This is a genomic window from Arthrobacter oryzae (assembly GCF_030718995.1).
GTDB classification, from domain to species: domain Bacteria; phylum Actinomycetota; class Actinomycetes; order Actinomycetales; family Micrococcaceae; genus Arthrobacter; species Arthrobacter oryzae_C.
Genome location: NZ_CP132204.1, coordinates 1,987,443 through 2,008,561, shown reverse-complemented (window position 1 = coordinate 2,008,561; position 21,119 = coordinate 1,987,443). Strand labels below are relative to the sequence as shown.

The 21,119-nt window shown below is 66.6% G+C and carries 23 protein-coding genes; 9 read left to right on the top strand and 14 right to left on the bottom strand.

What is annotated here, in order from left to right:
• Positions 1-8: 8 nt before the first annotated feature.
• The 11 genes from Q8Z05_RS09310 to Q8Z05_RS09260 all read right to left on the bottom strand — a co-directional run bounded on the left by Q8Z05_RS09310 (position 9) and on the right by Q8Z05_RS09260 (position 8,398).
• Positions 9-593, bottom strand: coding sequence for an HhH-GPD-type base excision DNA repair protein (locus Q8Z05_RS09310; protein ID WP_305943179.1), 585 nt, complete (start codon positions 591-593; stop codon positions 9-11).
• Between the two features lie 67 nt (positions 594-660).
• The gene (locus tag Q8Z05_RS09305; RefSeq protein WP_305943178.1) at positions 661-1,743 is read right to left on the bottom strand and encodes a HoxN/HupN/NixA family nickel/cobalt transporter; all 1,083 of its coding nucleotides are present in this window, start codon (positions 1,741-1,743) and stop codon (positions 661-663) included.
• Positions 1,743-2,639, bottom strand: coding sequence for an urease accessory protein UreD (locus Q8Z05_RS09300; RefSeq protein ID WP_305943177.1), 897 nt, complete (start codon positions 2,637-2,639; stop codon positions 1,743-1,745). The genes Q8Z05_RS09305 and Q8Z05_RS09300 overlap by 1 nt, the downstream gene beginning before the upstream one ends.
• Positions 2,636-3,253, bottom strand: a complete 618-nt coding sequence (gene ureG / locus Q8Z05_RS09295; RefSeq protein ID WP_305943176.1) for an urease accessory protein UreG — start codon at positions 3,251-3,253, stop codon at positions 2,636-2,638. Before ureG ends, Q8Z05_RS09300 begins: the two co-directional genes overlap by 4 nt.
• 12 nt (positions 3,254-3,265) lie before the next feature.
• Positions 3,266-3,946 (bottom strand): urease accessory protein UreF, encoded by a 681-nt coding sequence (locus Q8Z05_RS09290; protein ID WP_305943175.1) that lies wholly within the window; start codon positions 3,944-3,946, stop codon positions 3,266-3,268.
• Positions 3,927-4,412 (bottom strand): urease accessory protein UreE, encoded by a 486-nt coding sequence (gene ureE, locus Q8Z05_RS09285; protein WP_305943174.1) that lies wholly within the window; start codon positions 4,410-4,412, stop codon positions 3,927-3,929. Before ureE ends, Q8Z05_RS09290 begins: the two co-directional genes overlap by 20 nt.
• 24 nt (positions 4,413-4,436) lie before the next feature.
• Positions 4,437-6,167, bottom strand: a complete 1,731-nt coding sequence (ureC, locus tag Q8Z05_RS09280; RefSeq protein WP_305943173.1) for an urease subunit alpha — start codon at positions 6,165-6,167, stop codon at positions 4,437-4,439.
• Positions 6,164-6,502 (bottom strand): urease subunit beta, encoded by a 339-nt coding sequence (locus tag Q8Z05_RS09275; RefSeq protein WP_305943172.1) that lies wholly within the window; start codon positions 6,500-6,502, stop codon positions 6,164-6,166. The genes ureC and Q8Z05_RS09275 overlap by 4 nt, the downstream gene beginning before the upstream one ends.
• Before the next feature lie 10 nt (positions 6,503-6,512).
• A complete protein-coding gene (locus tag Q8Z05_RS09270; protein ID WP_305943171.1) occupies positions 6,513-6,815 on the bottom strand; it encodes an urease subunit gamma in 303 nt (100 codons plus the stop codon).
• 114 nt (positions 6,816-6,929) lie between these two features.
• A complete protein-coding gene (locus Q8Z05_RS09265; RefSeq protein ID WP_305943170.1) occupies positions 6,930-7,232 on the bottom strand; it encodes a DUF4193 domain-containing protein in 303 nt (100 codons plus the stop codon).
• A 128-nt stretch (positions 7,233-7,360) separates the two neighbouring features.
• Positions 7,361-8,398 carry a LacI family DNA-binding transcriptional regulator gene (locus Q8Z05_RS09260; RefSeq protein ID WP_305943169.1) on the bottom strand — a complete coding sequence of 346 codons (1,038 nt, stop codon included), beginning with the start codon at positions 8,396-8,398 and terminating at the stop codon, positions 7,361-7,363.
• Positions 8,399-8,634: 236 nt separating this feature from the next.
• Between Q8Z05_RS09260 and Q8Z05_RS09255 the strand changes: the two genes are divergently transcribed.
• The 7 genes from Q8Z05_RS09255 to Q8Z05_RS09225 all read left to right on the top strand — a co-directional run bounded on the left by Q8Z05_RS09255 (position 8,635) and on the right by Q8Z05_RS09225 (position 16,391).
• Positions 8,635-9,960, top strand: coding sequence for an extracellular solute-binding protein (locus tag Q8Z05_RS09255; protein WP_305943168.1), 1,326 nt, complete (start codon positions 8,635-8,637; stop codon positions 9,958-9,960).
• Complete coding sequence (locus tag Q8Z05_RS09250; protein WP_305943167.1) at positions 9,957-10,859, top strand: carbohydrate ABC transporter permease; 903 nt, start codon at positions 9,957-9,959, stop codon at positions 10,857-10,859. The genes Q8Z05_RS09255 and Q8Z05_RS09250 overlap by 4 nt, the downstream gene beginning before the upstream one ends.
• Positions 10,860-10,861: 2 nt before the next feature.
• Entirely contained in the window at positions 10,862-11,758 is an 897-nt protein-coding gene (locus Q8Z05_RS09245) for a carbohydrate ABC transporter permease (protein ID WP_305943166.1), read from the top strand.
• A 20-nt stretch (positions 11,759-11,778) separates the two neighbouring features.
• A complete protein-coding gene (locus tag Q8Z05_RS09240; RefSeq protein WP_305943165.1) occupies positions 11,779-13,011 on the top strand; it encodes a Gfo/Idh/MocA family protein in 1,233 nt (410 codons plus the stop codon).
• A 16-nt stretch (positions 13,012-13,027) separates the two neighbouring features.
• Positions 13,028-13,726, top strand: a complete 699-nt coding sequence (locus tag Q8Z05_RS09235) for a ThuA domain-containing protein (protein ID WP_305943164.1) — start codon at positions 13,028-13,030, stop codon at positions 13,724-13,726.
• Between the two features lie 11 nt (positions 13,727-13,737).
• Positions 13,738-14,841, top strand: coding sequence for a Gfo/Idh/MocA family protein (locus Q8Z05_RS09230; RefSeq protein WP_305943163.1), 1,104 nt, complete (start codon positions 13,738-13,740; stop codon positions 14,839-14,841).
• Positions 14,842-14,924: 83 nt separating this feature from the next.
• A complete protein-coding gene (locus Q8Z05_RS09225; protein WP_305943162.1) occupies positions 14,925-16,391 on the top strand; it encodes an HNH endonuclease signature motif containing protein in 1,467 nt (488 codons plus the stop codon).
• A gap of 44 nt (positions 16,392-16,435) precedes the next feature.
• Here the strand turns inward: Q8Z05_RS09225 and Q8Z05_RS09220 are convergent, their stop codons facing one another.
• Positions 16,436-17,086, bottom strand: a complete 651-nt coding sequence (locus tag Q8Z05_RS09220; RefSeq protein WP_305943161.1) for a DedA family protein — start codon at positions 17,084-17,086, stop codon at positions 16,436-16,438.
• 92 nt (positions 17,087-17,178) lie between these two features.
• Between Q8Z05_RS09220 and Q8Z05_RS09215 the strand changes: the two genes are divergently transcribed.
• On the top strand, positions 17,179-18,129 hold the full coding sequence (locus Q8Z05_RS09215) for a 1-phosphofructokinase family hexose kinase (RefSeq protein WP_305943160.1): 951 nt from the start codon (positions 17,179-17,181) through the stop codon (positions 18,127-18,129).
• 4 nt (positions 18,130-18,133) lie between these two features.
• Here the strand turns inward: Q8Z05_RS09215 and Q8Z05_RS09210 are convergent, their stop codons facing one another.
• Both Q8Z05_RS09210 and Q8Z05_RS09205 read right to left on the bottom strand, forming a co-directional pair.
• On the bottom strand, positions 18,134-18,571 hold the full coding sequence (locus tag Q8Z05_RS09210; protein WP_305943159.1) for an SRPBCC family protein: 438 nt from the start codon (positions 18,569-18,571) through the stop codon (positions 18,134-18,136).
• A 166-nt stretch (positions 18,572-18,737) separates the two neighbouring features.
• Positions 18,738-20,078 carry an MFS transporter gene (locus tag Q8Z05_RS09205; RefSeq protein WP_305943158.1) on the bottom strand — a complete coding sequence of 447 codons (1,341 nt, stop codon included), beginning with the start codon at positions 20,076-20,078 and terminating at the stop codon, positions 18,738-18,740.
• Positions 20,079-20,320: 242 nt separating this feature from the next.
• Here Q8Z05_RS09205 and Q8Z05_RS09200 point away from each other — a divergent pair, with 242 nt between their 5' ends.
• Positions 20,321-21,049, top strand: a complete 729-nt coding sequence (locus Q8Z05_RS09200) for a GntR family transcriptional regulator (RefSeq protein WP_305943157.1) — start codon at positions 20,321-20,323, stop codon at positions 21,047-21,049.
• Positions 21,050-21,119 lie beyond the last annotated feature (70 nt).

The following is a 21,119-nucleotide window of genomic DNA, read 5'->3' as shown; positions in this document are numbered from 1 at the left end:
GCCGCGTATCAGTTCCCGGTGGTCTTCGCGGTCTTGGCAGCCGCTTTGGCGGCCTGCTTGCTGGCGCGTACCTTGCTCAGCGACTCGGGATCCACGATGTCGGCCACGGACAGGTAGGCATCCTCCTGGCCGTAGTGTCCGGCGGCCTCGCGCCACCCTTCGGCCTTGAGTCCGCACTGCTTCCCGAGCAGCGCGAGGAATATCTTCGCCTTTTGCTCGCCGAATCCCGGCAGGGCCTTCAGCCGGCGCAGCACCTCCTGGCCGTCGGGGTTGCCCTGCGTCCAGATTGCCGTGGCGTCCCCGTTCCAGTCCTGGTGCACGGTCTCCGCGAGCGCCTGGACGCGTCCGGCCATGGATCCCGGGAACCGGTGGACGGCCGGGCGCTCCTTGAACATCTCAACGAATTCCTGGGGGTCGTACCCGGCGATCGCTGCCGGGTCCATGGAACCGATACGCGTCCGGATCTTTTCGGGGCCGGCGAACGCAGACTCCATGGTCACCTGCTGGTCAAGCAGCATGCCGGTGAGCAGCGCAAACGCGTCGTCGCTGAGTAGTTTGTCGGCAGCCGGGTCCCCGGTGATGTGCAGTTCCATGGGTCCTATCCTGCCACCCGCCCGGGCCGTCGTCATGGGTTGCGTCGAGGACCTGTGTCCGCCCGCGCTAAACGGCCTGCGGCCGGCCCTTCCGCCGCTCCCGCCACACCGCGGCACCCCAGGCAGCCAGCAGCATGGCCACCAGCAGCAGTCCGGCCTCGCCCAGGTCCACACCGCCCAGCCAGGTGGTGAGGGGATCGTGCCATCCGAACGCCGCGTTGAAGAATCCACCCAGGGTGATGGCCGAAATAAACAGGGCCGACACGGCCGAGATCCCGGTGACCACCGCATTGAACCCGAGTTTCCGGTGCGGATGGTGGATGGCACGGCGGTACATGCGCATCATGGCCACACCGTTGGCCGTGTCGCACAAGGTCATGGCGGCGGTGAACGACAAGGGCAGCGCCAGCAGCACGAACGGGGAGACACCGGCAAGGGATGCCGCCGTCGTCATGACCAGGAGCCCGATGGTGGTGGCGGTATCGAAACCCAGGCCGAACAGGAAACCGATCACGTAAATGTTCCGCGGCCGCTGGACCCTGGACAGGGGCCTTGCCAGCAGGCGTGCCACGAAGCCCTTCGCCTCGAGGTCTTCGTCCTGCACTTGCCCGCCGCCCTGCACCTTCCGGTATGCCTGCGCTGCCCGGATGAACGCCGAGCCGTTGAACAGGCCCATAGCCAGCAGGAACAACCCGGAAACCCCGCTGCCGATGAGGCCCAGCACCAGGTTTCCGGTGGTGCCGTCCTCCATGAACCGGCCCACCATTGCCGCGCCGCCCACCACCAGGATTCCGGCCAGGATCACCACCGAACTGTGGCCCAGGCTGAATGCGAACCCCACGCTCACGGGGTCCTTGTGCTGCGCCACGAACTTCCGCGTCGAGTTGTCGATCGCGGCGAGGTGGTCCCAGTCGTAGCTGTGCTTGATGCCCGCCAGGTACGCGGTGAGCACCAGACCCAGCGCCAGCGGCTGCGCCCCTCCCATTGTCCCTGCCCCAATGGTCCCTGCCCCAAGGCTTCCGGCCAGCAGAAGTACGACGGCGGCAAGATGCAATGCGGCCACCGCGCCGAAGGCGAAGAGCAAGCGGGTCCGGAGCGGCAGCTGCTCCCGTTCCCGGTACATCGCGGCGAACCCGGTGGGAGCGGCCATCAGTACTTCCTCAGGTTCAGGGGCGCCTGCCCGTGCCAGCGGTTCCGCAGCAGGGCGGTGCACGCCCCCAGCAGCCGGTTGAGTTCCTCCGTGGAGTTGGACAATGACCGCAGCACCAGGCCGGTGGTTCCGCCGGCGGAGGCGGTCAGCGACACACCGGTGTAGGCATCGTGGCCTGACGTGAGTGCGTGGAATTCGTCGGCGAGGGTTTGGTCAACGCGGGCGTCCACCACCACCAGCGATCCCAGGTGGCTGAAGCCCTCCATGAATCCCGTGCCGGTGACATCGCCGAGGGGCGGCCGGATCAGCAGGTTGTCCAGGGCCAGCAGTTCGGTGCCGCCGTCCGCCTCCACGTGGATCTCGGTGCGGAGCCGCAGTTCCTCGTACCGGAACGAGGCCCCGTCCGGCGACCACCCCGGCGTGACCACTTCAGCCATGACCAGGCTCGACGACGGCCGCACCGTAACGTGCGTGTTCTGCCGGTAGCGGGCCTCGCGGTACGCGATCAGCTGGTCCGGGGCCAGCTCCAGCTGCGCCCCCTCCCCCAGCCGCAGGGTCATCCGCTGCTCGGCAAACGACCCCGGAGTCCGGTAGATCTTCGTAGCGGACTGGGTGGTCAGCAGGAGCCGCGCCGCGTCGCCCACCTCCACGTCGATGACATAGAGATCGGCCCCAAGATACGCCCCGCCAGGATTCACCATCACATAGCAAACCTGCCCGGACCCGTCCAGATAGTGCGGCCGCAAAACCCGCAGGGCGCCCCGGTGGTACTGATGCGCAGCCACGGACCTCCCGCCCCGCTCACTGATGACGAGCTTCAGCTCTCCCATCGGCGGTTTAACCGCTGGGGCGGCCGCCGGCTCCAGCGCCGCCGGTTCCAGCCCAAGAGCCGTCATGGGGCGAGGTCGAGCATCAGGACGTCGCGCCGCACCCATTCGATGACGGCGTCCAGGCCTTCGTCGGTTTTCAGGTTGGTGAAGCAGAACGGCTTCTCGCCCCGGAATTCCTTCGAGTCCCGTTCCATGACGGCAAGGTCGGCGCCCACGTGCGGGGCGAGGTCGGTTTTATTGATGATGAACAGATCGGACTTGATCATGCCCTGGCCGGCCTTGCGCGGGATCTTCTCGCCCTGCGCCACGTCGATGATGTAGATCGAGAAATCCACCAGTTCGGGGCTGAATGTGGCCGAGAGGTTGTCGCCGCCGGACTCCACGAAGATCACCTGAAGGTCCGGGTGGCGCTTCTTGAGCTCTTCGATCGCCGCCGTGTTCATGGAGGTGTCTTCACGGATCGCGGTGTGCGGGCAGCCGCCGGTTTCGACGCCGATGATCCTGTCCTCGGGAAGGATGCCGTTGGCGGCCAGGATCTTGGCGTCCTCGATGGTGTAGATGTCGTTGGTGATGGCGGCCATGGAGATTTCGCGGCTCATGTGCCGGGTGAGACGCTCCACGAGCTGGGTCTTGCCGGCACCGACCGGTCCGCCGATGCCGATTTTGATGGGTTCAGACATGGTGTCCTCCTGCTAGCTCATGAACATGCGGGCACGTTGACGTTCGTGCCGCATCTGCGAAATTTCCAGTCCGGGGCTGACGGCCCCGAAGTCGTCCGGCGCAAGGCGGCCGATCCGTTCGGCGGCGGCAGCGACGTCGTCGGCCGCTTTCCGCAGCAGCCGCTGGCCGGCGTTCTGCCCCAGCGGAATGGCGCGGACGGCGTTCTGGGTCAGTGAGGTGGCCGCGGCGAAAAGGTACGCGGCGAGCGCCTCGGTGGGCGGCACGCCCAGGGAATGGGCGACGACGGCGAACGCCAGCGGCTGGTGGCCGGCGGCGCGGCCGGCGGTCACCAGCTCCCGGTACTCCGCCAGCTCCGGGGAAGGGAAAACCTCGGAGCCGATCTCCAGCAGCCGGGTGCCCATCTTGGTGCTCGCCTCCCGCAGCTGCCGAGGGAGGAGCTGTGCTGTCAGCAGCGCATCCAGTTCCGCAACGGGAACGCCCTCGTAGAGGAAGCGGATGGCCAGGCCGTCGGAATACGTGAGCTGCTGCCCCACGAACGCCGAAAGCCACACCCCGAAGGACGCCTCGTCGTGGACCAGGCCGCGCTCGATGTAGGTCTCAAAGCCCAGCGAGTGCGCGAAGGCCCCCGTGGGCAGGGCGGAGTCGGTCAGCTGCTGGAGCGCGAGCTGGTGGCTAGTGGCTGTGTTCAGCATGGCGGAAAGGCACAGGCATGACGCGTTCCTGGCGGTCGTAGGGCACGCCGACGTGTTTGAGGTAGTCCTCCACGGTGTGGTCGTAGGCGCACACCATCACCTCGGCCGCGTACTCGGAGGAGGCGTCGAAGAACTGCGCCTGCAGGTGCCGGTTGCCGAGCGAGTGCGCCACCACACCCATTTCGTGGATGGTCCGGGGCGCCACCACCAGGACGTCGGTGGGCAGCACGGACACCACGATCATGTTGGTATCCGCCACGTGCAGGATGTCGCCGTCACGGAGGTCACCGGAACCGGACGGCAGCCGGATTCCGATTTCGTGGCCGTGGTCCGTGGTGACGCGCTGGATGCGTTTGACCAGCAGGGCGCTGGGAAGCACCACTTTCTCCTGGTGCAGCCCGGCGAACGCCGCGGTTTCAGCGGCGGGGAGGTCGTGCAGGTTGCCGAGGATCTTTTCGATAATCACGGGATGCTCCGGTGCTCGGGACGGTTAGAACAGGAAGTAGCGCTGCGCCATGGGCAGCACGTCCGCGGGTTCACAGGTCACGTCCTCGCCGTCCACGGTCACCTGGTACGTTTCCGGGTCCACCTGGATGTCCGGCGTGGCGTCGTTGAACTTGAGGTCGGCCTTGGACAACGTGCGGATGCCGGAAACTGGCCGGATGTTCTTTTGGAGCCCCAGTTCCTCCGGCACGCCGGCATCGATTGCGGCCTGCGACAGGAACGTGATGGAGGACTGCTGCACGGCCTTGCCGAACGCGGCGAACATCGGGCGCATGGTGCGCGGCTGCGGCGTGGGGATGGAGGCGTTGGCGTCACCCATCAGGGCGTAGGCGATCTGGCCGCCTTTGAGCACCAGTTCGGGCTTGACCCCGAAGAACGCCGGGTCCCAGAGCACCAGGTCCGCGAACTTGCCTTCCTCCACCGAGCCGATGGAGTCCGCCATGCCCTGCGCGATCGCGGCGTTGATGGTGTACTTCGCCACGTAGCGCTTGAGCCGGAAGTTGTCGCTGCCTTCTGATCCGTGCGCGCCGCCGGCCGGGTCCTTCAGCACCCCGCGCTGCTTCTTCATTTTGTCCGCCACCTGCCAGGTGCGGGTGATCACCTCGCCCACCCGGCCCATGGCCTGGGAGTCGGAGGAGGTGATGGCGAAAATGCCCAGGTCCTGCAGGACGTCCTCGGCGGCGATGGTCTCGGCGCGGATCCGGGAATCGGCGAACGCCACGTCTTCCGGGATGTCCGGGTTGAGGTGGTGGCACACCATGAGCATGTCCAGGTGCTCTTCGATGGTGTTCCGCGTGTACGGCAGCGTGGGGTTGGTGGACGCGGGCAGCACGTTGGGCAGCCCGGCGATTCTGATGATGTCCGGGGCGTGGCCGCCGCCGGCTCCCTCGGTGTGGAACGTGTGGATCACCCGGCCGCCGATGGCCCGGATGGTGTCCTCCACGAAGCCGCACTCGTTAAGGGTGTCCGTGTGGATGGCCACTTGGACGTCGAATTCGTCCGCCACCTTCAGGGAGTTGTCGATCGAGGACGTGGTGGAGCCCCAGTCCTCGTGGACCTTGAGCCCGATCGCGCCGGCCCGGATCTGCTCCGCGAGGGGTTCGACGGCGGACGCGTGGCCCTTGCCGAACAGGCCGATGTTGATGGGCATGCCTTCGGTGGCCTGCAGCATCCGCTGGATGTGCCATTTGCCGGGAGTGACGGTGGTGGCCTTGGTGCCTTCGGCCGGCCCGGTACCGCCGCCCACCATGGTGGTCACGCCGCTGGTGAGGGCCGTGGGCACCTGGTCCGGGGAGATGAAGTGGATGTGCGTGTCCACGCCGCCGGCCGTGAGGATTTTCCGTTCGCCGGCGATGATTTCGGTGCTGGCGCCGATGACGATGTCCACGCCGTCGGTGATCTGCGGGTTGCCGGCCTTGCCGATCTTGAGGATGTGGCCGTCCCTGATCGCCACGTCCGCCTTGTAGATGCCGGTGTAGTCCAGGATGACGGCGTTGGTGATGACGGTATCAGGCACATTTTCGTCCCGGGTGACCTGTCCGTTCTGGCCCATGCCGTCGCGGATCACCTTGCCGCCGCCGAACACCACTTCCTCGCCGTACACGGTGAGGTCCTTTTCGATCTCTAGGAACAGTTCAGTGTCCGCGAGGCGGATGGCGTCGCCCGTCGTCGGGCCGTACAGGTCCGCGTACTGCCGGCGGGTCAGTTCGAAGCTCACTTGGCGTCCCCCTTGCCGGAGTCGGCCGTAGCCAGCGCACCGTTGACCGCGTTGCTGAGTCCGAACACCTCGCGGCTGCCCGCCAGTTCGATCAGCCTGACGGTCCTGCTGTCCCCCGGCTCAAACCGCGCCGCAGTGCCGGCCGGAATGTCCAGCCGGCGGCCGTAGGCGGCCTTGCGGTCAAACTCAAGGGCGGCGTTCGCTTCCGCGAAGTGGTAGTGCGAGCCCACCTGCACGGGCCGGTCACCGGTGTTAACCACGACGACGTCGGCCGCCTCGCGTCCGGCGTTGATCACCACGGGCGTGGTACCGAGGACGTACTCACCTGGAATCATCGCCTGCCCCTTAGCGGATCGGATCGTGGACAGTGACGAGCTTGGTGCCGTCCGGGAACGTGGCTTCGATCTGGACGTCGTGGATCATTTCCGGTACGCCCTCCATCACGTCCTCACGGGTGAGGATCGTGGTGCCGTAGCTCATGAGGTCGGCGACGGTGCGGCCGTCCCGGGCGCCCTCGATCAGTTCATAGCTGATGATGGCCACGGACTCAGGGAAGTTGAGCTTCAAGCCGCGGGCCTGGCGGCGCCGGGCCAGGTCAGCGGCGACCACGATCATGAGCTTTTCCTGCTCACGGGGCATCAGATGCATCGGAAATCCCTTCAACGTACTGCTTTGTGACCACAGTAGGCCGGTCACGTTTCCGTGAGGTTTCCGGGGCCCTTCTCCCGGTTTCAGGGATGGCGGGAGACGGTGTGGCGGCCCTTAGCCTTCGCAATCAACGCAATAGGCGTGGCCGTTCTTTTCACGGGCGATCTGGGACCGGTGCCGGACCAGGAAACAGGAGTAGCAGGTGAATTCATCCTGCGCCTGGGGAACGACCTGGACCACCAGTTCCTCGGCGACGAACTCGCCGCCGGGGACCATGCCGTCGTCGAGCGCGTCGGTCTCATCCAGTTCCCGGACAACGCTTCGAGCATCGGGGGCGTTGGCGGACTGAAGAGCCTCGAGGGAGTTCTCCTGGGATTCCTTGACGTCGGATCGTACTTCGTCGTAATCGGTTGCCACTTGGGTGTTTCTCTTTTCTAATGTTCTTGACTGACGGGAATGCAACCTACACCATCGCACCCTTATTCCCGCGCCACCAGCGCGAAGTAAGTCGAGGTGGTGTAATGTTCGGCACGCCGGGGACAAAATCAGCCGGCGGGCGCCGCCGTGGAGTCCCTGACCACCAGCCGGGTAGCCAATTCTACGTGTGTTGATTCAAGGGCCTCCCCGCCGGCCAGCCGCAGGACGGATCGGAGCGCCGTCCGCCCCATCTCCTGCAGCGGCTGGGCCACGGAAGTCAGGCGCGGTACGGACTGTTCGGTGACGTCGGTCCCGTCGAAGCCCACCAGGCTGAGCTCACCGGGAACGTTGATGCCGTGCGCACGGGCTTCGTCCAGGACGCCCAGGGCGATCGCATCATTGCCGGCAAAGATTGCGGTGGGCCGGTCCGCGAGGGCGAACAGCTGGCGCGCACCGGCAACGCCAAAGTAGCGCTGGAACTGGCCGGCCACAATATAGTCCGGATTGGCCGGGATGTTGTTGGCACGCAGGGCCGCCAGGTAGCCGTGGAGCCGGGCGACACTGCACTCTGCGGCTTCGGGGCCGCCCAGGAAGGCGATCTTCCTGTGCCCCAGGGAGATCAGGTGCTCGGCCGCCGCCTTGCCGCCGGCCCAGTTGGTGGCACCGACGCTGACGAACCCGGAGCGGGGCGGATTCAGCGGATCGATCACCACCACCGGTATGTTCCTGCGCCGGAAGGACTCCAGCTGGCCCGGAGTGATTTCGGACGTCACCAGGATGAGGCCTTTCCTGCCCGCGTCGAAGAGCCGCTGCGACCACTGCTCGTGGTCCGTGTTCTTCAGTTTGTCCGGAGTCACGCTGCTCAAGACCACCTCAACGCCCTCCTCGGCCGCACAGCCCACAATCCCGGACATCACCTCCAGCGAGTAGGAGCTGTCCAGTCCGTCAAACACCAGGTCCACGAGCACCGGGCCGCCGGACCTGACCCTGCGCTGCATCGGAGACTCGTAGCCCAGCTTGACGAGGGCCTTCTGTACGCGGGCGCGGGTTGCCTCCGCGACGTCGTCACGGCCGTTGATGACTTTGGAAACAGTGGGCGCGGACACCCCGGCCAGGGCCGCGACGTCAGCCAGGTTCAGCCTGGCCTTCGGTGTCTGTGCAGGCATCAATGCAACTTTCTCGAAAAATTTCGGTAGCTGAAGTCTGCACCAACGGCAACGCCGACGTCAAGATTTGCACGGAAACCCTTGACGCCGGGGTCGAAACGGGACTAGCTTCTATCTCAGTTCACGAATTAGTTGCGAAATATTTCGAAAAACATCTGCTCATCGCTGGTGCCGCCCGACCGGCCGGCACCACCACCGGCGCCGCAATGCCGCGGCTCTTTTCAATGGAGATCAGAATGGAACCACGCCTTTCGTCACGCAGGTCATTCCTTAGCCTTGCAGCCCTCACTCCCCTCGCCGCCTGGACGGTGACCGCCTGCGGCACGTCGGGGCCCGGCACGGCACCGGCCGGGGGCGCCACGTTCTGGTCCCTGACCGGGGAACCCAACGAGTCCATCCGGAAAAAGAGCCTGGAGGCCTTCAATGCCGCCAACCCGGATTCCAGGATCGTGGCCACGGTCTTCCAGAACGATGCCTACAAGACCAAAATCAAGACGGCCATCGGCGCGGGCCAGGCTCCCACCATCATTTACGGCTGGGGCGGCGGAACCCTGAAAACCTATGCACAGGCGGGGCAGGTGGAGGACCTCACGGGGTGGTTCGACGCGAATCCCGACGTCAAGGCCAAGCTCTTCCCGTCCTCCTTTGCCGCGGCCACCGTCGACGGCAAGATCTACGCCGTGCCCACGCAGACCGTGGCGCCGATTGTCTTCTACTACAACAAGGAACTCTTCTCGAAGGCCAACGCCCAGCCGCCCAAGACCTGGGACGACCTCCTCGCCCTGACCAGGACCTTCAACGACATGGGCGTGGCCCCGCTGTCACTCGGCGGCCAGTCCCGCTGGACGTCCATGATGTGGCTGGAATACCTCCTGGACCGGATCGGCGGCCCGGACGTCTTCCAGGCGATCTTCGACGGCAAGGCCAACGCCTGGTCCGATCCGGCGGTGCTGGAAACCTGCGCCAAGATCCAGGAACTGGTCTCCGCCAACGGGTTCGTCAAGGGCTTCTCCTCCATCACGGCGGACAGCAACGCGGACCAGGCACTCCTGTTCACCGGCAAGGCGGCCATGATGCTGCACGGAGCCTGGACGTACGGGGGCATGAAGCACGACGGCGGCACGTTCGTCCAGGACGGAAAGCTCGGCTGGTTCGACTTCCCCACCGTCGCCGGCGGCAAGGGGGATCCGCTCAACACGGTGGGCAATCCCGCCCAGTACCTGTCCATCTCCGCCAAGGCGAGCGCCGCCGAAAAGGAAGCAGCCAAGAAGTTCTTCAAGGACGGCCTGCTGACCACGGATGAAATCACCGCCTACATCTCGTCCGGGGCCGTGCCCATCGTGCAGGGCATCGAGGACAAGCTCGCCTCCAGCGAGGACAAGGACTTCCTGAACTACGTGTACACGCTAAGCAAGAACGCGCCCAGCCTGCAGCAGTCCTGGGACCAGGCCCTCAGTCCCACGGCGGCCGAGGCGCTGCTGAGCAACATCGACCAGCTGTTCCTGAAGTCCATCACCCCGGCGCAGTTCGCCGACAACATGAATGCGACGCTTGGAAAATGAGCGCCGGAGCCCTCACTGCCCGTGGCAGGGCCCGGGGCGGAGCGCTGGGCTGGATGGTCCTGCCCGCCCTCCTGTTCTTCGCGGCCTTCGCCGTCCTTCCACTCCTGGGCGTCGTTGCCCTGAGCTTCGCCACCTGGGACGGCATCGGTGCCATCAGCCTGGCAGGCATGGACAACTGGCTTGCCGTTCTCTCCGATCCCGTCATGTACAACGCGGTGTGGCTGACCTTCGTGATCATGGTGGTGTCCTGGCTGGTGCAGACGCCCATCAGCCTGCTGCTCGGCACCTTCACTGCCGGCAGCCAGAAGTACCGGGCGGTACTGGCGGTGCTCTACTTCCTGCCGCTGCTGCTCTCCTCAGCCGCCATCGCCATTGCGTACAAGGCGTTGCTTGACCCCAACTTCGGGCTGGCTGAAGGCCTGGGCCTGCCGTTCCTGGCGCAGGACTGGCTCGGACAGCCCCAGCTGGTGCTGTTCCTGGTGATCTTCGTGATTGCGTGGCAGTTCGTTCCGTTCCACACCCTGATCTACCAGGGCGGCGTCCGGCAGATCCCCAAGTCCCTGTACGAGGCTGCCGAGATCGACGGCGCGGGCCGGGTGAAGCAGTTCTTCTACATCACCGTGCCGCAGCTCAAGTACACGATCATCACGTCCTCCACCCTCATGGTGGTGGGTTCGCTGACCTACTTCGACCTCGTTTTCGTCCTCACCGCCGGCGGGCCGGGCAACTCCACCAGGATCCTGGCCCTGGACATGTACCTGACCGGCTTCCGCGCCAACCTGATGGGCCCCGCCAGTGTCATCGCCGTCATCCTGGTGGTGGTGGGACTCGGCCTGGCCCTGCTGCTGCAGCGGCTGGGCGGCAAGAACTCCGGCGGCAGCCAGTTGGAAGGACTCTAGCCATGAGCGCCACCCTGACCAAGCCAACGCCCGCAGCCCTCACCCCGGGGGAACCTGCGCCGAACCGCGGCCTCGGCCGCCGCTTCCGGAAACTGAACGTTCCCGGCGGCCTGGGCGGCTGGATGTGGCTCGCCGTCATCATCATTCCCATCTATTACATCGTGATCACCAGCTTCAAGAGCCAGGCGGGATACTTCAGCGAAAACCCGCTGGCACCGCCGTCGAACCCCACGGTGGACAACTACCGGATGGTCCTGGAAGCCGACTTCGCCCGGTACTTCCTCAACAGCTCGCTGGTGACGGCGGGAGCCGTACTGCCCACGGTGCTGTTCTCCTTCATGGCGGCGTTCGCGATTGTCCGCGGCCGCGGGAAGTTCCTGAAGCTCGTCAACGGACTGTTCCTGATGGGCCTGGCCATCCCGCTGCAGGCCACCATCATCCCGGTGTACCTGCTCATCATCCGGTTGAACCTCTACGACAGCCTGCTGGCCCTGATCCTGCCGTCCATCGCGTTCGGGATCCCGCTCACGGTGCTGATCCTGGCCAACTTCATCCGGGACGTGCCGGACGAACTGTTCGAGTCCATGCGCCTGGACGGCTGCAACGAATGGCAGACCATGTGGCGGCTCGCGCTGCCGCTGGTGAAACCGGCCATCGTCACCGTGGCCATCTACAACGGACTGGGGGTGTGGAACGGCTTCCTGCTGCCGCTGATCCTCACCCAGAGTCCGGAACTTCGCGTCCTGCCGCTGGCGCTGTGGACCTTCCAGGGCCAATACAGCGTGAACATCCCCGCGGTGCTGGCCTCCGTGGTCCTCACTACCCTGCCCATCCTTGTCCTGTACATCGTGGGCCGCCGCCAGCTGCTGAGCGGCCTCACCGCCGGCTTCAGCAAGTGACCCCAGGCAAGGAATACCCGATGGAGAACACACCCATGAGCACGCCGCACAACGGAACGCCCGAAAGGACGGCCCCGCCGATCCGCGTCGGCATGGTGGGCCATGCCTTTATGGGCGCCGCCCACTCGCACGCCTGGCGCACCGCACCGCGTTTCTTCGACCTCCCGCTGGTCCCCGAGCTGACCGTCCTGGCCGGCCGGGACGGGGACCGCGTCACCGCGGCCGCCCGCCGCCTGGGCTGGGCCGCCACCGAAACGGACTGGCGGGCGCTGGTGGAGCGGGACGACGTCGACCTGGTGGACATCTGCACTCCCGGCGACACCCACGCGGAGATCGCCATCGCCGCAATGCGGGCAGGGAAGCACGTGCTCTGCGAAAAGCCGCTGGCCAACAGCGTGGCGGAAGCCGAGGAGATGACGGAGGTTGCCGCCGAGGCTGCGGCGCGCGGCGTCTTCGCCATGTGCGGCTATTCGTACCGTCGCACCCCCGCCCTGGCACTGGCCCGGAACATGGTGCGGGACGGCAAACTCGGAACCATCCGGCAGGTGCGCGCACAGTATCTGCAGGACTGGCTCTCGGACGAGAACGCACCGCTGACCTGGCGGATGGACAAGGCGAAATCCGGTTCCGGCGCCCTCGGGGACATCGGCGCGCACAGCATCGACGCCGCCCAGTTCGTCACCGGGCAGAGCATCACGGGCGTCTCGGCCATCATGGAGACCTTCACCAGGGAACGTCCCGTGGGCGGGGACTTCGTGGGCCTCGGCGGGAACGGCGCGACGGGTGCCGGCGTCGAACGCGGTCCGGTGACCGTGGACGATGCGGTGATTTTCAGTGCACGGTTCGACGGCGGCCCGATCGGCGTCTTCGAAGCCAGCCGGGCGGCGCTCGGCAGGAAGAATGCCATGCGCCTGGAGGTGAACGGCTCGCGCGGGTCCATCGCCTTCGATTTCGAGGATATGAACTACCTGAACTACTACGACGGCGGCAGCGGCGCCGATGCGGATTCGCTCGGCTTCCGACGGATCAACGTCACGGAGGCCCACCACCCGTACACCGGGAACTGGTGGCCGGTGGGCCACGGGCTCGGTTACGAGCACGGCTTCACGCACCAGGTGGTGGACCTGCTGACGGCCATCGGGGCCGGAATCCAGCCCACGCCGTCGTTCCCGGATGCGCTGCAGGTGCAGCGGGTGCTGGCGGCAGTGGAAAACAGCGCAGGCGGGGATTCCCGCTGGACTTCAGTGGACTGACGAGAAGGAACAAACAATGATCACTTCACAAAACGCTTTGGTGGTCCGGGGCGGCTGGGACGGCCACCAGCCCGTCGAAGCCACGGACCTTTTTATTCCGTTCCTCCGCGAGCAGGGCTTCACCGTGAGGGTGGAGGAGTCGACGGCGGTGTACGCGGACGCCGCATACATGGCCGGGGTGGACCTGATCGTGCAGTGCAACACCATGACCACCATCGAGAAGGCCGAGTTCGAGGGCCTCCGCGCCGCGATCGAGGCCGGCACCGGAATGGCGGGCTGGCACGGCGGCATTGCTGATTCATACCGGAACAATGCGGACTACCTGCACCTGATCGGCGGCCAGTTCGCCTGCCATCCGGTCAAGGACCACGGCGAACTGCACGGGGACGCCACTGACAATTTCCGGACGTACACGGTGAACATGCTGCCGGCGGCGGCAGAACACCCGATCACTGCGGGAATCGGCGACTTCGAACTGTTCACGGAACAGTACTGGGTGCTCTCGGACGACTACATCGACGTGCTGGCCACCACCACACTGCCGGCCAGGGACAAGGATGCCTGGCACCGTGACGTGGTCTCGCCGGCGGTGTGGACGCGGTCGTGGGGCGAAGGCCGGATCTTCGTGGCCACACCCGGCCACAGCGTGGAGATCCTCAAGGACAACAACGTCCGCACCATCATTGAAAGGGGCATGCTGTGGGCCAGCCGCTAAGAACCACCGAATTGGAGTCACCGTCTGCGTCACCGCTGCGGATCGGCGTGGTGGGCTGCGGCAACATCATCGCCGCCTACCTGGCCACATTCCCGCGGCTGGACAGCGTCCGGCTCGTGGCCGTGGCGGACCTTGACCCGGCCCGGGCGGAGGCCGTGGCGGCGGGCCAGCCGGGGGTGCGTGCACTGGGTGTGGACCAGCTTCTGGCGGACCCGGAAGTCGACCTGGTGCTGAACCTGACCATCCCGGCAGCCCACGCGGACATCGCCCTGCGGACCGTCGCCGCCGGCAAGGCGACGTACGGCGAAAAGCCGCTGGCCGCCACTACCGAAGAGGCCCGCAAGGTGCTGGAGGCAGCAGCGGCGGCGGGCGTCGTCGTCGGCTGCGCACCGGACACGGTCCTGGGGACCGGCATCCAGACCGCCCGGAAGGCGATCGACGACGGCCGGATCGGGGCGCCGATCTCGGCGACGGCCACCATGGTGACCCCGGGCCACGAACGCTGGCATCCGAACCCGGACTTCTACTACGTTCCGGGCGGCGGTCCGCTGCTGGACATGGGGCCGTATTACGTCTCCGCGCTGGTGACGCTGCTGGGGCCGGTGGCGTCGGTGATCGGGGCAGCGAGCCATACCCGCGGCTCCCGGACCATCGGCACCGGGCCCCGCGCCGGCGAGAGCGTTCCGGTCAGCACGGACACCCACGTGACGGGTGTGCTGGCGCACGAATCCGGCGCGCTGTCCACGCTGGTGATGAGCTTCGATGCGGTGGCCACCCAGTCCGCCAACCTGGAGATCCACGGCGAAACGGGGTCGCTGATCGTGCCCGATCCCAACCATTTCGACGGCGACGTGAAGCTCCGCAGCCTGGGCGACGAGGGCTGGGAGGTGCTCCCGGTCTCGGCCGGCTACGTGGATTCGGCCCGCGGCTTTGGCCTGCACGACCTCGCCAAGACCGCGGCCGGCGAAGAACCGCGGGCCGGCGGACAGCTGGCCTTTCATGTGCTGGAGGTGATGGAATCCGTGCTGGAATCAGCGGCCCTGGGGCAGGCGGTGAAAGTGGCCAGCCGTTGCGAGCGCCCCGAGGCGGTGCCGCTGACGGACGTCTGCAGCTAGGGAGCCCGGTGACGTAGTCGGGGCGAATCCGCGAGACGGCGGCCCCGGCGTTAATTGTCGGTGCCTGCTGGGATGCTGTGGGTATGGATAGCAGGGCAGTTGCGGAGACGGTGGAGGCGATGGAGGCTTCCCTTGCTGCCTTGGCTGCTGTGGTTGGTCGCGGTGCCGTGGCTGGTGCTGATCCTCTTCGGGATGAAGCGGACGCGTGCCTGGACGGTCTGGGCGTGGCGGGCCGGTTGGAAGCCATGCTGGCGGGGTTGAAGGTGCATTTTGCTGCGGGGTATGCCCGCGCTGCTGCCGCCGTGGCGGTCCCGGCTGTTTCCCCGCAGGAGTGCACCGCCCGGGAAATGGCGGTGACGGCAGAGGTCGCCTGTGTCCTGACGGTGAGTGAAAGGGCGGCGGCGGCATTCCTGGCGGAATCGGCCGCGCTGACCACGTCCCTGCCGTTGACGCTGTCTGCGCTGGGGTCGGGGAGCATTTCGTGGCAGCACGCGCGGGTGATGTGTGATGAGACCGCCAACCTGGACAAGGGTGGCGCTGCTGCGTTGGAGGCGCATTTCCTGGACCCCGACGCTCCGTTTGCTGCGCGTGGCTGCCCGGCGGGAGAGCTGGTGCCGGGCAGGTTCCGGGCCAAGGCGCGCACTTGGCGTGAGCGGCACCACCCGGTGAGCATCGAGGCGCGGCACCGCAAGGGCGTGGAGGACCGGCGGCTGGAGTATGTCCCGGACCGGGACGGCATGGCCTGGCTTTCGGCCTACGTGGCTGCGGATGTGGCAGCGGGTGTGTGGTCCCGTGCCACGGAAGCGGCCCGTGCCCTGCAGGGCCCGGCGGAATCCCGGACCCTGGCCCAGCTCCGGGCGGACGTTGCTGCCGACTGGCTGCTGGCGGGGGCGGTGGATGGCATCCCGTCACCGAAGGCGCAGGTTTTGGTGACCGTTCCGGTGTTATCGCTCCTGGGCGCAGGCGAGGAACCGGCCACGCTGGACGGGTACGGTCCCGTTCCGGCGAGCATGGCCCGCCGGCTTGTCGGGGATGGCGCAGAGTCGTTCCTCCGGGTGCTGACCGATCCGCGGACCGGAGCGCCGCTGGAGATCGGACGCGAGAGCTACCGGGTGCCGAAGGCGATGCGTCAATGGCTGCGGCTTCGGGACGGCCGGTGCCCCTTTCCGGGCTGCAACAACCTTTCCCTGGATAATGAAGCGGATCATCTGCTGGCGTGGTCCGAGGGAGGCGGCACCGGGATCACGAACCTGGCCCAGCCATGCCGGAGGCACCACCGGCTCAAACACACCACAGCGTGGAGGCCGGTCGGTGCGACCCGGGACAAGCCGCCGGGCTGGATCTCACCGGCGGGGCGCTCCTATCCGAGCGAACAACAGGACTGGGAACCGCCACACTGGCCGGACCAGCCCGGTCACGCGGGCGACGACCAAGACCGGGAACCGCCTGACTGGCTGAATGTACTTGCCAGTGCCGCCGGTCTCGATGAGACCGGGCCGCCATTACCGGCGGATCCCTTCCCTGACTGGGCACTTTTCATCGCGGCGTAGGATCCACTCTTGCCTCTGCTGCCCCGGTCACCCGTGGTGAGTAGTCACTGCCCTGGGGGCCACCGTTGTGGACGCGCGCTGCTGTCTGCAGCCGTCGCCTGCCGGTGCCGGCGGATCCGCCAGATGACCAGCACGCCGACTGCCACTGCGGCAACCACGACGGCGGCGGCGCTACCGGCAGTGCGTGCCACCTCGTCGTACAGGTTGCCGGCCAGGTATCCCAGGGTCACGAAGAGGCTCCCCCACAGCACGCCGCCGGTGATGTTCCAGAGCGCAAAGCGGCGGTAGGGCATACCGCTCAGCCCGGCCAGGGCGGGCATCACGGCGCGGAAGAAGGCGGTGAACCGGCCCAGGAAGACGGCCGGGCCGCCGCGCCGCTGGAGGAACTCCTGTGCTTTCTCCAGCTGGGGGCGCTTCCGGTCAAAGATCTTCCGGGAAATCAGCCGGGGGCCCAGGTGCTTGCCGATTTCGTAGCCAACGGTGTCGCCCAGGACCGCGGCGGAGACCACCACCGCGATCATCACCGCGAGCGGCATGCCGCCCTTTCCTGCGATCACGCCGCCCACCACGGCCGCCGTTTCGCCCGGGATGACGAAGCCTATGAAGAGGGCGTCCTCGGCGAAGACCAGGGCGAACACGACGCAGGTCACCAGCAGCGGGCTGGCGTTGAGGAGTCCGTCGAAGAATGCCTGCATCAGGAACAGTGTGGCAGTAGAGGCAGGCGGACGTCAGCCCTGCCGGGGCTCCTGGCAGTGGCGGCCCGGGACGGCTCTCCTATGCTGGGGCCATGGGACCCTCACAGCAGCCAGGCACTAAGCCGATTCTCACCCTCACGGTGAACCCGGCGCTGGACATCAGCACCTCGACTGAACGCGTCAGCAGCGGCCATAAACTCAGGTGCGGGGCGAGCCGGCTCGACCCCGGCGGCGGGGGCGTCAACGTGGCAAGGGTCATCCAGCGGCTCGGCGGCCAGACGCTGGCGGTGTACACCGCAGGCGGCCCCACCGGGGAGGCCTACCGCAGGCTCATTGAGGCAGAGCGCATCCCGTCCCTGGCGGTTCCGATCCACGGGAGCACGCGCGAGGATTTCACCGTGGATGAGACGTCCACCGGGAAACAGTTCCGGTTCGTCCTTCAGGGCCCGGAACTCAGCGAACCGGAGTGGCAGGCGTGCCTGGACCGTGTTGCCGGGGCGATGCCGGTGGGCGGCTACGTGGTGGCGAGCGGCAGCCTCCCGCCCGGAGTGCCGGACGATTTCTATGCTCGGGTTGCCCGCCTGGCGCGCCAGGCCGGTGCGCACTGCGTGGTTGACGCCTCCGGGCCGGCTCTGACCGAGGCGCTGGCCGAGGGCGTGTTCCTGGTCAAACCGAGCCTCCGCGAGCTGGGGCTGCATTTCGGGGCTGCCCTCGAAGGGGAACAGCGCCAGGTGGACGCGGCATCTGCCCTCGTGGCTGACGGCGCCGCGGACCACGTCGCCCTCACGCTCGGCGAGTCCGGGGCCCTGCTCGCTTCAAAGTCCGGGCTCATCCGCCTGAGGGTGCCGGACGTGCCCGTGGTCAGCACTGTAGGGGCCGGCGACAGTTTCCTGGGCGCTTTTGTGCTCCGGCTCGCCCAGGGCCGCCCGCTTGATGCTGCATTCCGTGCCGCCGTGGCAGCGGGAAGCGCCACGGTCATGACGCCTGCCACCGAACTCTGCCACCGGGCCGACGTCGAACGGCTGGAAGCCGAGCTGTCGTGAGCTGTCAGCCCGCCTCGAGAAGGGATTTCAGCTTGGCCAGGTCCTTGCGCATGGCGCGGCGCATCATCGGCGCCATCACCAGCGCCGCGACGGCGGAGAAGCCCGCCGGCGTTCCGGTGTTGCGCAGGGTCATCCGGGTGGAACTTCCGCCGGCGTCCGCCCAGGTGTAGGTGGTCTGCATGGGGAACGGGCCCTGGGCCGTGCGCATCACCAGCTTTCTGCCTGGGTCCAGCTCGGTAAATTCGTAGACGTAGTCCAAGGTCTTTCCGAGGAACTCCGCCGTGAAGGCGACTTTGGATCCCAGGGCCACTGGGGGCGGCGTCTCCCAACTGACTGTCTTGATATTTGCGTACCAGGCCGGAGCGTTCTCCGGATTGGCCGCAAATGCGGCCACCACCGCGCGGGGTTGCCGGATCTCAATATCTGTCACTACATCAACCATGCCTACTGATTCCTTTCGAGCCACTTCGGCTCAGGCTACGGGACGCAGCCTGGCTCAGCGGACTGTGCACCAGCCACGGGAACACAGCAAAAGGGCGGCGGCAACCCCTGCAGGTTGCCGCCGCCCCGACCGCCGGTTAGGCGGCCGCCGGTTACACGATGACCGGCTACGCGACCGCTGCGGGCTCCTTGACCTTCAGCGGTTCAATCTTGCCCATGACGAACAGGTAGTTGGCGGCGCCCACGAGGGAGACGGCGCCAATGACCGCCAGCGGCGCCACGAACGAACCGGTCTGGTCCACCAGCACTCCGATCAGGATGGGGGTGAAGATGCCGGCCAGGTTGGATGCGAAGTTCTGCAGTCCGCCGATGGATCCGACGTGCCTGGAGCTCGGGGCAACATCCGCAGGGAGCGACCAGATGCCGGTCGCCGCGACCGTGAGGCTTGAGTAGGCAACGGAGAGCAGCGCCAGCGCCATCCAGGCTTCCGGAACGAGGGCGGCGAACATGATCACGGATCCGCCGATCAGGCCGCCGGCGATGGTGGCCTTGCGGACCTTGGTGACGGGAACGCCGCTGCGGACCGCGCGGTCGGCCAGGTATCCGCCCAGCCAGCCGCACAGCACCGCGCAGATGCCGGGGATGGCACCGAAGAAGCCCAGCTTGAGCAGGTCGAATCCGCGTTCCTTGACGAGGTAGCTCGGGAAGAAGGTGATGAAGAAGTAGATGGCGCTGTTCAGGCAGAAGAAGCCGAACATCATGCTGAGGATGGTGCGGTACTTGAAGAGTGAGCGCCAGGGAAGCTTCGCAGCGTTGGCGTCGTCGCTGCCTTCGCCGCGGGCACCGCCTTCCTCGATGTAGGCCACCTCGGCCGCGTTGGCGCCTGGGTGCTCCTGCGGGCTGCGGTACACCTTCCACCAGACGGCGGCCCAGATAATGCCGGCGACGCCGATGATGATGAACACTGCATGCCAGGAGGTCAGCGCCACGATCAGGGTGACGATGGGCAGTGCGATCACGGCCCCCACGCGGGAACCTGAGTCCCAGATGCTGGTGGCGAACGCCCGCTCACGGACCGGGAACCAGGTGGCCACCACCTTGGCTGCGGTGCTGGGCGCAGGGCTTTCGCCGACGCCCAGGAGGAAGCGGGCAGCGAACAGGGACCAGAAGTTCGTCGCCGCGGCGGTCACCATCGTGAAGATGGACCACCAGACAGCCGCCAGCGAGAACGACCTGCGCGGCCCCACCTTGTCCACGTACCAGCCGGCCGCCAGCTGGCAGAAATCGTAGGCCCAGAAGAAGGCGGCAAAGATGAGGCCCTGCTGGGTAGCGGTCAGTTCGAAGTCCTTGCCCATGAAGGGCAGGGCAACGCTCAGGCTGGAGCGGTCCAGGTAGTTGATGCTCAACCCGATGAAGGCCAGCCAGATAATGACCCAGCGCTTCCGGGTCATGGTTCGGGGATTTTTGAGGGATGACGTACTGGCAACTTTACTTCCGAGCGCAGTCATGTGGTCTCCTTCGACGTAAACATGGCTTCGGGCGCCTGTGGCACCGGGGGAAGACACCGAAGATATCGATGCCAAATCATATAGGAATCGGGTTAATCATATAGAAAATGTGATGCGAATCAAGTCCCCCTCGAAAAAACCTCCGCACACCACCCGCCGGGGCGGCGGAAGGCCGGGTGGAATATGATTCCCCCAGCGACTCCAACCCGGACAACACCCAACCAGCACTAAGAGGTCAGCGCGTGCCCCCACGTCAGTCTTCCGATATCTCCCGAGGCAAAGCCGCCGTCAGCGATGTGTATTCGTCGATGCGCGCCTCCATCCTCGAAGGCGGAATCGCGCCCGGCACCCGGATCAACATCGACGCCGTGTCGCGGAGCCTGGGTGTTTCGCAGACGCCGGTGCGCGAGGTCCTGCAGCGGCTGGAGGGCGACAACCTGGTGGTCTACACCCCCGGCAAGGGCTATAGCACCACACCCCTGCTGGACCTGGCCGAACTGCGCTCCCTCTTTGAATTCCGGCTGCTCGTGGAGCCTTGGGCGGCCCGCTCGGCGGCCGTTGACCGGCTGGCCAACCCCTCGGCCGCCCTCGAAAAGGAAATTGCGGCGTTCCGCGGCGCCATGAAGTCCGACGGCGACCTGCGGCAGGACCTGGTGGCCCATGACACCCGGTTCCACGACACGATCCTGGCCGCCGCCGGCAACACCGTGGTCCGCCACGCATTCGCACAGACCCACTGCCACCTGCACACCTTCCGCCTCTACCCGGCGGACGTCGACGGCGCCATCACCGTCGCCGAACATTCCGCGGTCCGCGAGGCCATCAAGGCCTGCCAGCCGGAACAGGCCGAAGCGGCCATGGCGGAGCACATCCGGAACTCCTTTGCCCGCTTCGCCCAGGCCTTCGAAGGCCACGCCGACCTCACGCCGCTGCAGGACAGCGGCCCGCCCAGGCGGCATATCGTGCAATAGAGCCAAGCCCCGGCCCCTCGGCCGGGGCTCTTTTTTGCCCCGGCACTTGATCTGGATCACAGTTCCTATA

What these genes read in the sequence shown, in the direction of transcription:
- Q8Z05_RS09310 (WP_305943179.1), bottom strand. Translation starts at nt 593, where the DNA reads ATGGAACTGCACATCACCGGGGACCCGGCTGCCGACAAACTACTCAGC.
- Q8Z05_RS09305 (WP_305943178.1), bottom strand. Translation starts at nt 1,743, where the DNA reads ATGGCCGCTCCCACCGGGTTCGCCGCGATGTACCGGGAACGGGAGCAG.
- Q8Z05_RS09300 (WP_305943177.1), bottom strand. Translation starts at nt 2,639, where the DNA reads ATGACGGCTCTTGGGCTGGAACCGGCGGCGCTGGAGCCGGCGGCCGCC.
- ureG (WP_305943176.1), bottom strand. Translation starts at nt 3,253, where the DNA reads ATGTCTGAACCCATCAAAATCGGCATCGGCGGACCGGTCGGTGCCGGC.
- Q8Z05_RS09290 (WP_305943175.1), bottom strand. Translation starts at nt 3,946, where the DNA reads ATGCTGAACACAGCCACTAGCCACCAGCTCGCGCTCCAGCAGCTGACC.
- Q8Z05_RS09275 (WP_305943172.1), bottom strand. Translation starts at nt 6,502, where the DNA reads ATGATTCCAGGTGAGTACGTCCTCGGTACCACGCCCGTGGTGATCAAC.
- Q8Z05_RS09270 (WP_305943171.1), bottom strand. Translation starts at nt 6,815, where the DNA reads ATGCATCTGATGCCCCGTGAGCAGGAAAAGCTCATGATCGTGGTCGCC.
- Q8Z05_RS09260 (WP_305943169.1), bottom strand. Translation starts at nt 8,398, where the DNA reads ATGCCTGCACAGACACCGAAGGCCAGGCTGAACCTGGCTGACGTCGCG.
- Q8Z05_RS09255 (WP_305943168.1), top strand. Translation starts at nt 8,635, where the DNA reads ATGGAACCACGCCTTTCGTCACGCAGGTCATTCCTTAGCCTTGCAGCC.
- Q8Z05_RS09250 (WP_305943167.1), top strand. Translation starts at nt 9,957, where the DNA reads ATGAGCGCCGGAGCCCTCACTGCCCGTGGCAGGGCCCGGGGCGGAGCG.
- Q8Z05_RS09245 (WP_305943166.1), top strand. Translation starts at nt 10,862, where the DNA reads ATGAGCGCCACCCTGACCAAGCCAACGCCCGCAGCCCTCACCCCGGGG.
- Q8Z05_RS09240 (WP_305943165.1), top strand. Translation starts at nt 11,779, where the DNA reads ATGGAGAACACACCCATGAGCACGCCGCACAACGGAACGCCCGAAAGG.
- Q8Z05_RS09235 (WP_305943164.1), top strand. Translation starts at nt 13,028, where the DNA reads ATGATCACTTCACAAAACGCTTTGGTGGTCCGGGGCGGCTGGGACGGC.
- Q8Z05_RS09225 (WP_305943162.1), top strand. Translation starts at nt 14,925, where the DNA reads ATGGATAGCAGGGCAGTTGCGGAGACGGTGGAGGCGATGGAGGCTTCC.
- Q8Z05_RS09220 (WP_305943161.1), bottom strand. Translation starts at nt 17,086, where the DNA reads ATGCAGGCATTCTTCGACGGACTCCTCAACGCCAGCCCGCTGCTGGTG.
- Q8Z05_RS09215 (WP_305943160.1), top strand. Translation starts at nt 17,179, where the DNA reads ATGGGACCCTCACAGCAGCCAGGCACTAAGCCGATTCTCACCCTCACG.
- Q8Z05_RS09210 (WP_305943159.1), bottom strand. Translation starts at nt 18,571, where the DNA reads ATGGTTGATGTAGTGACAGATATTGAGATCCGGCAACCCCGCGCGGTG.
- Q8Z05_RS09205 (WP_305943158.1), bottom strand. Translation starts at nt 20,078, where the DNA reads ATGACTGCGCTCGGAAGTAAAGTTGCCAGTACGTCATCCCTCAAAAAT.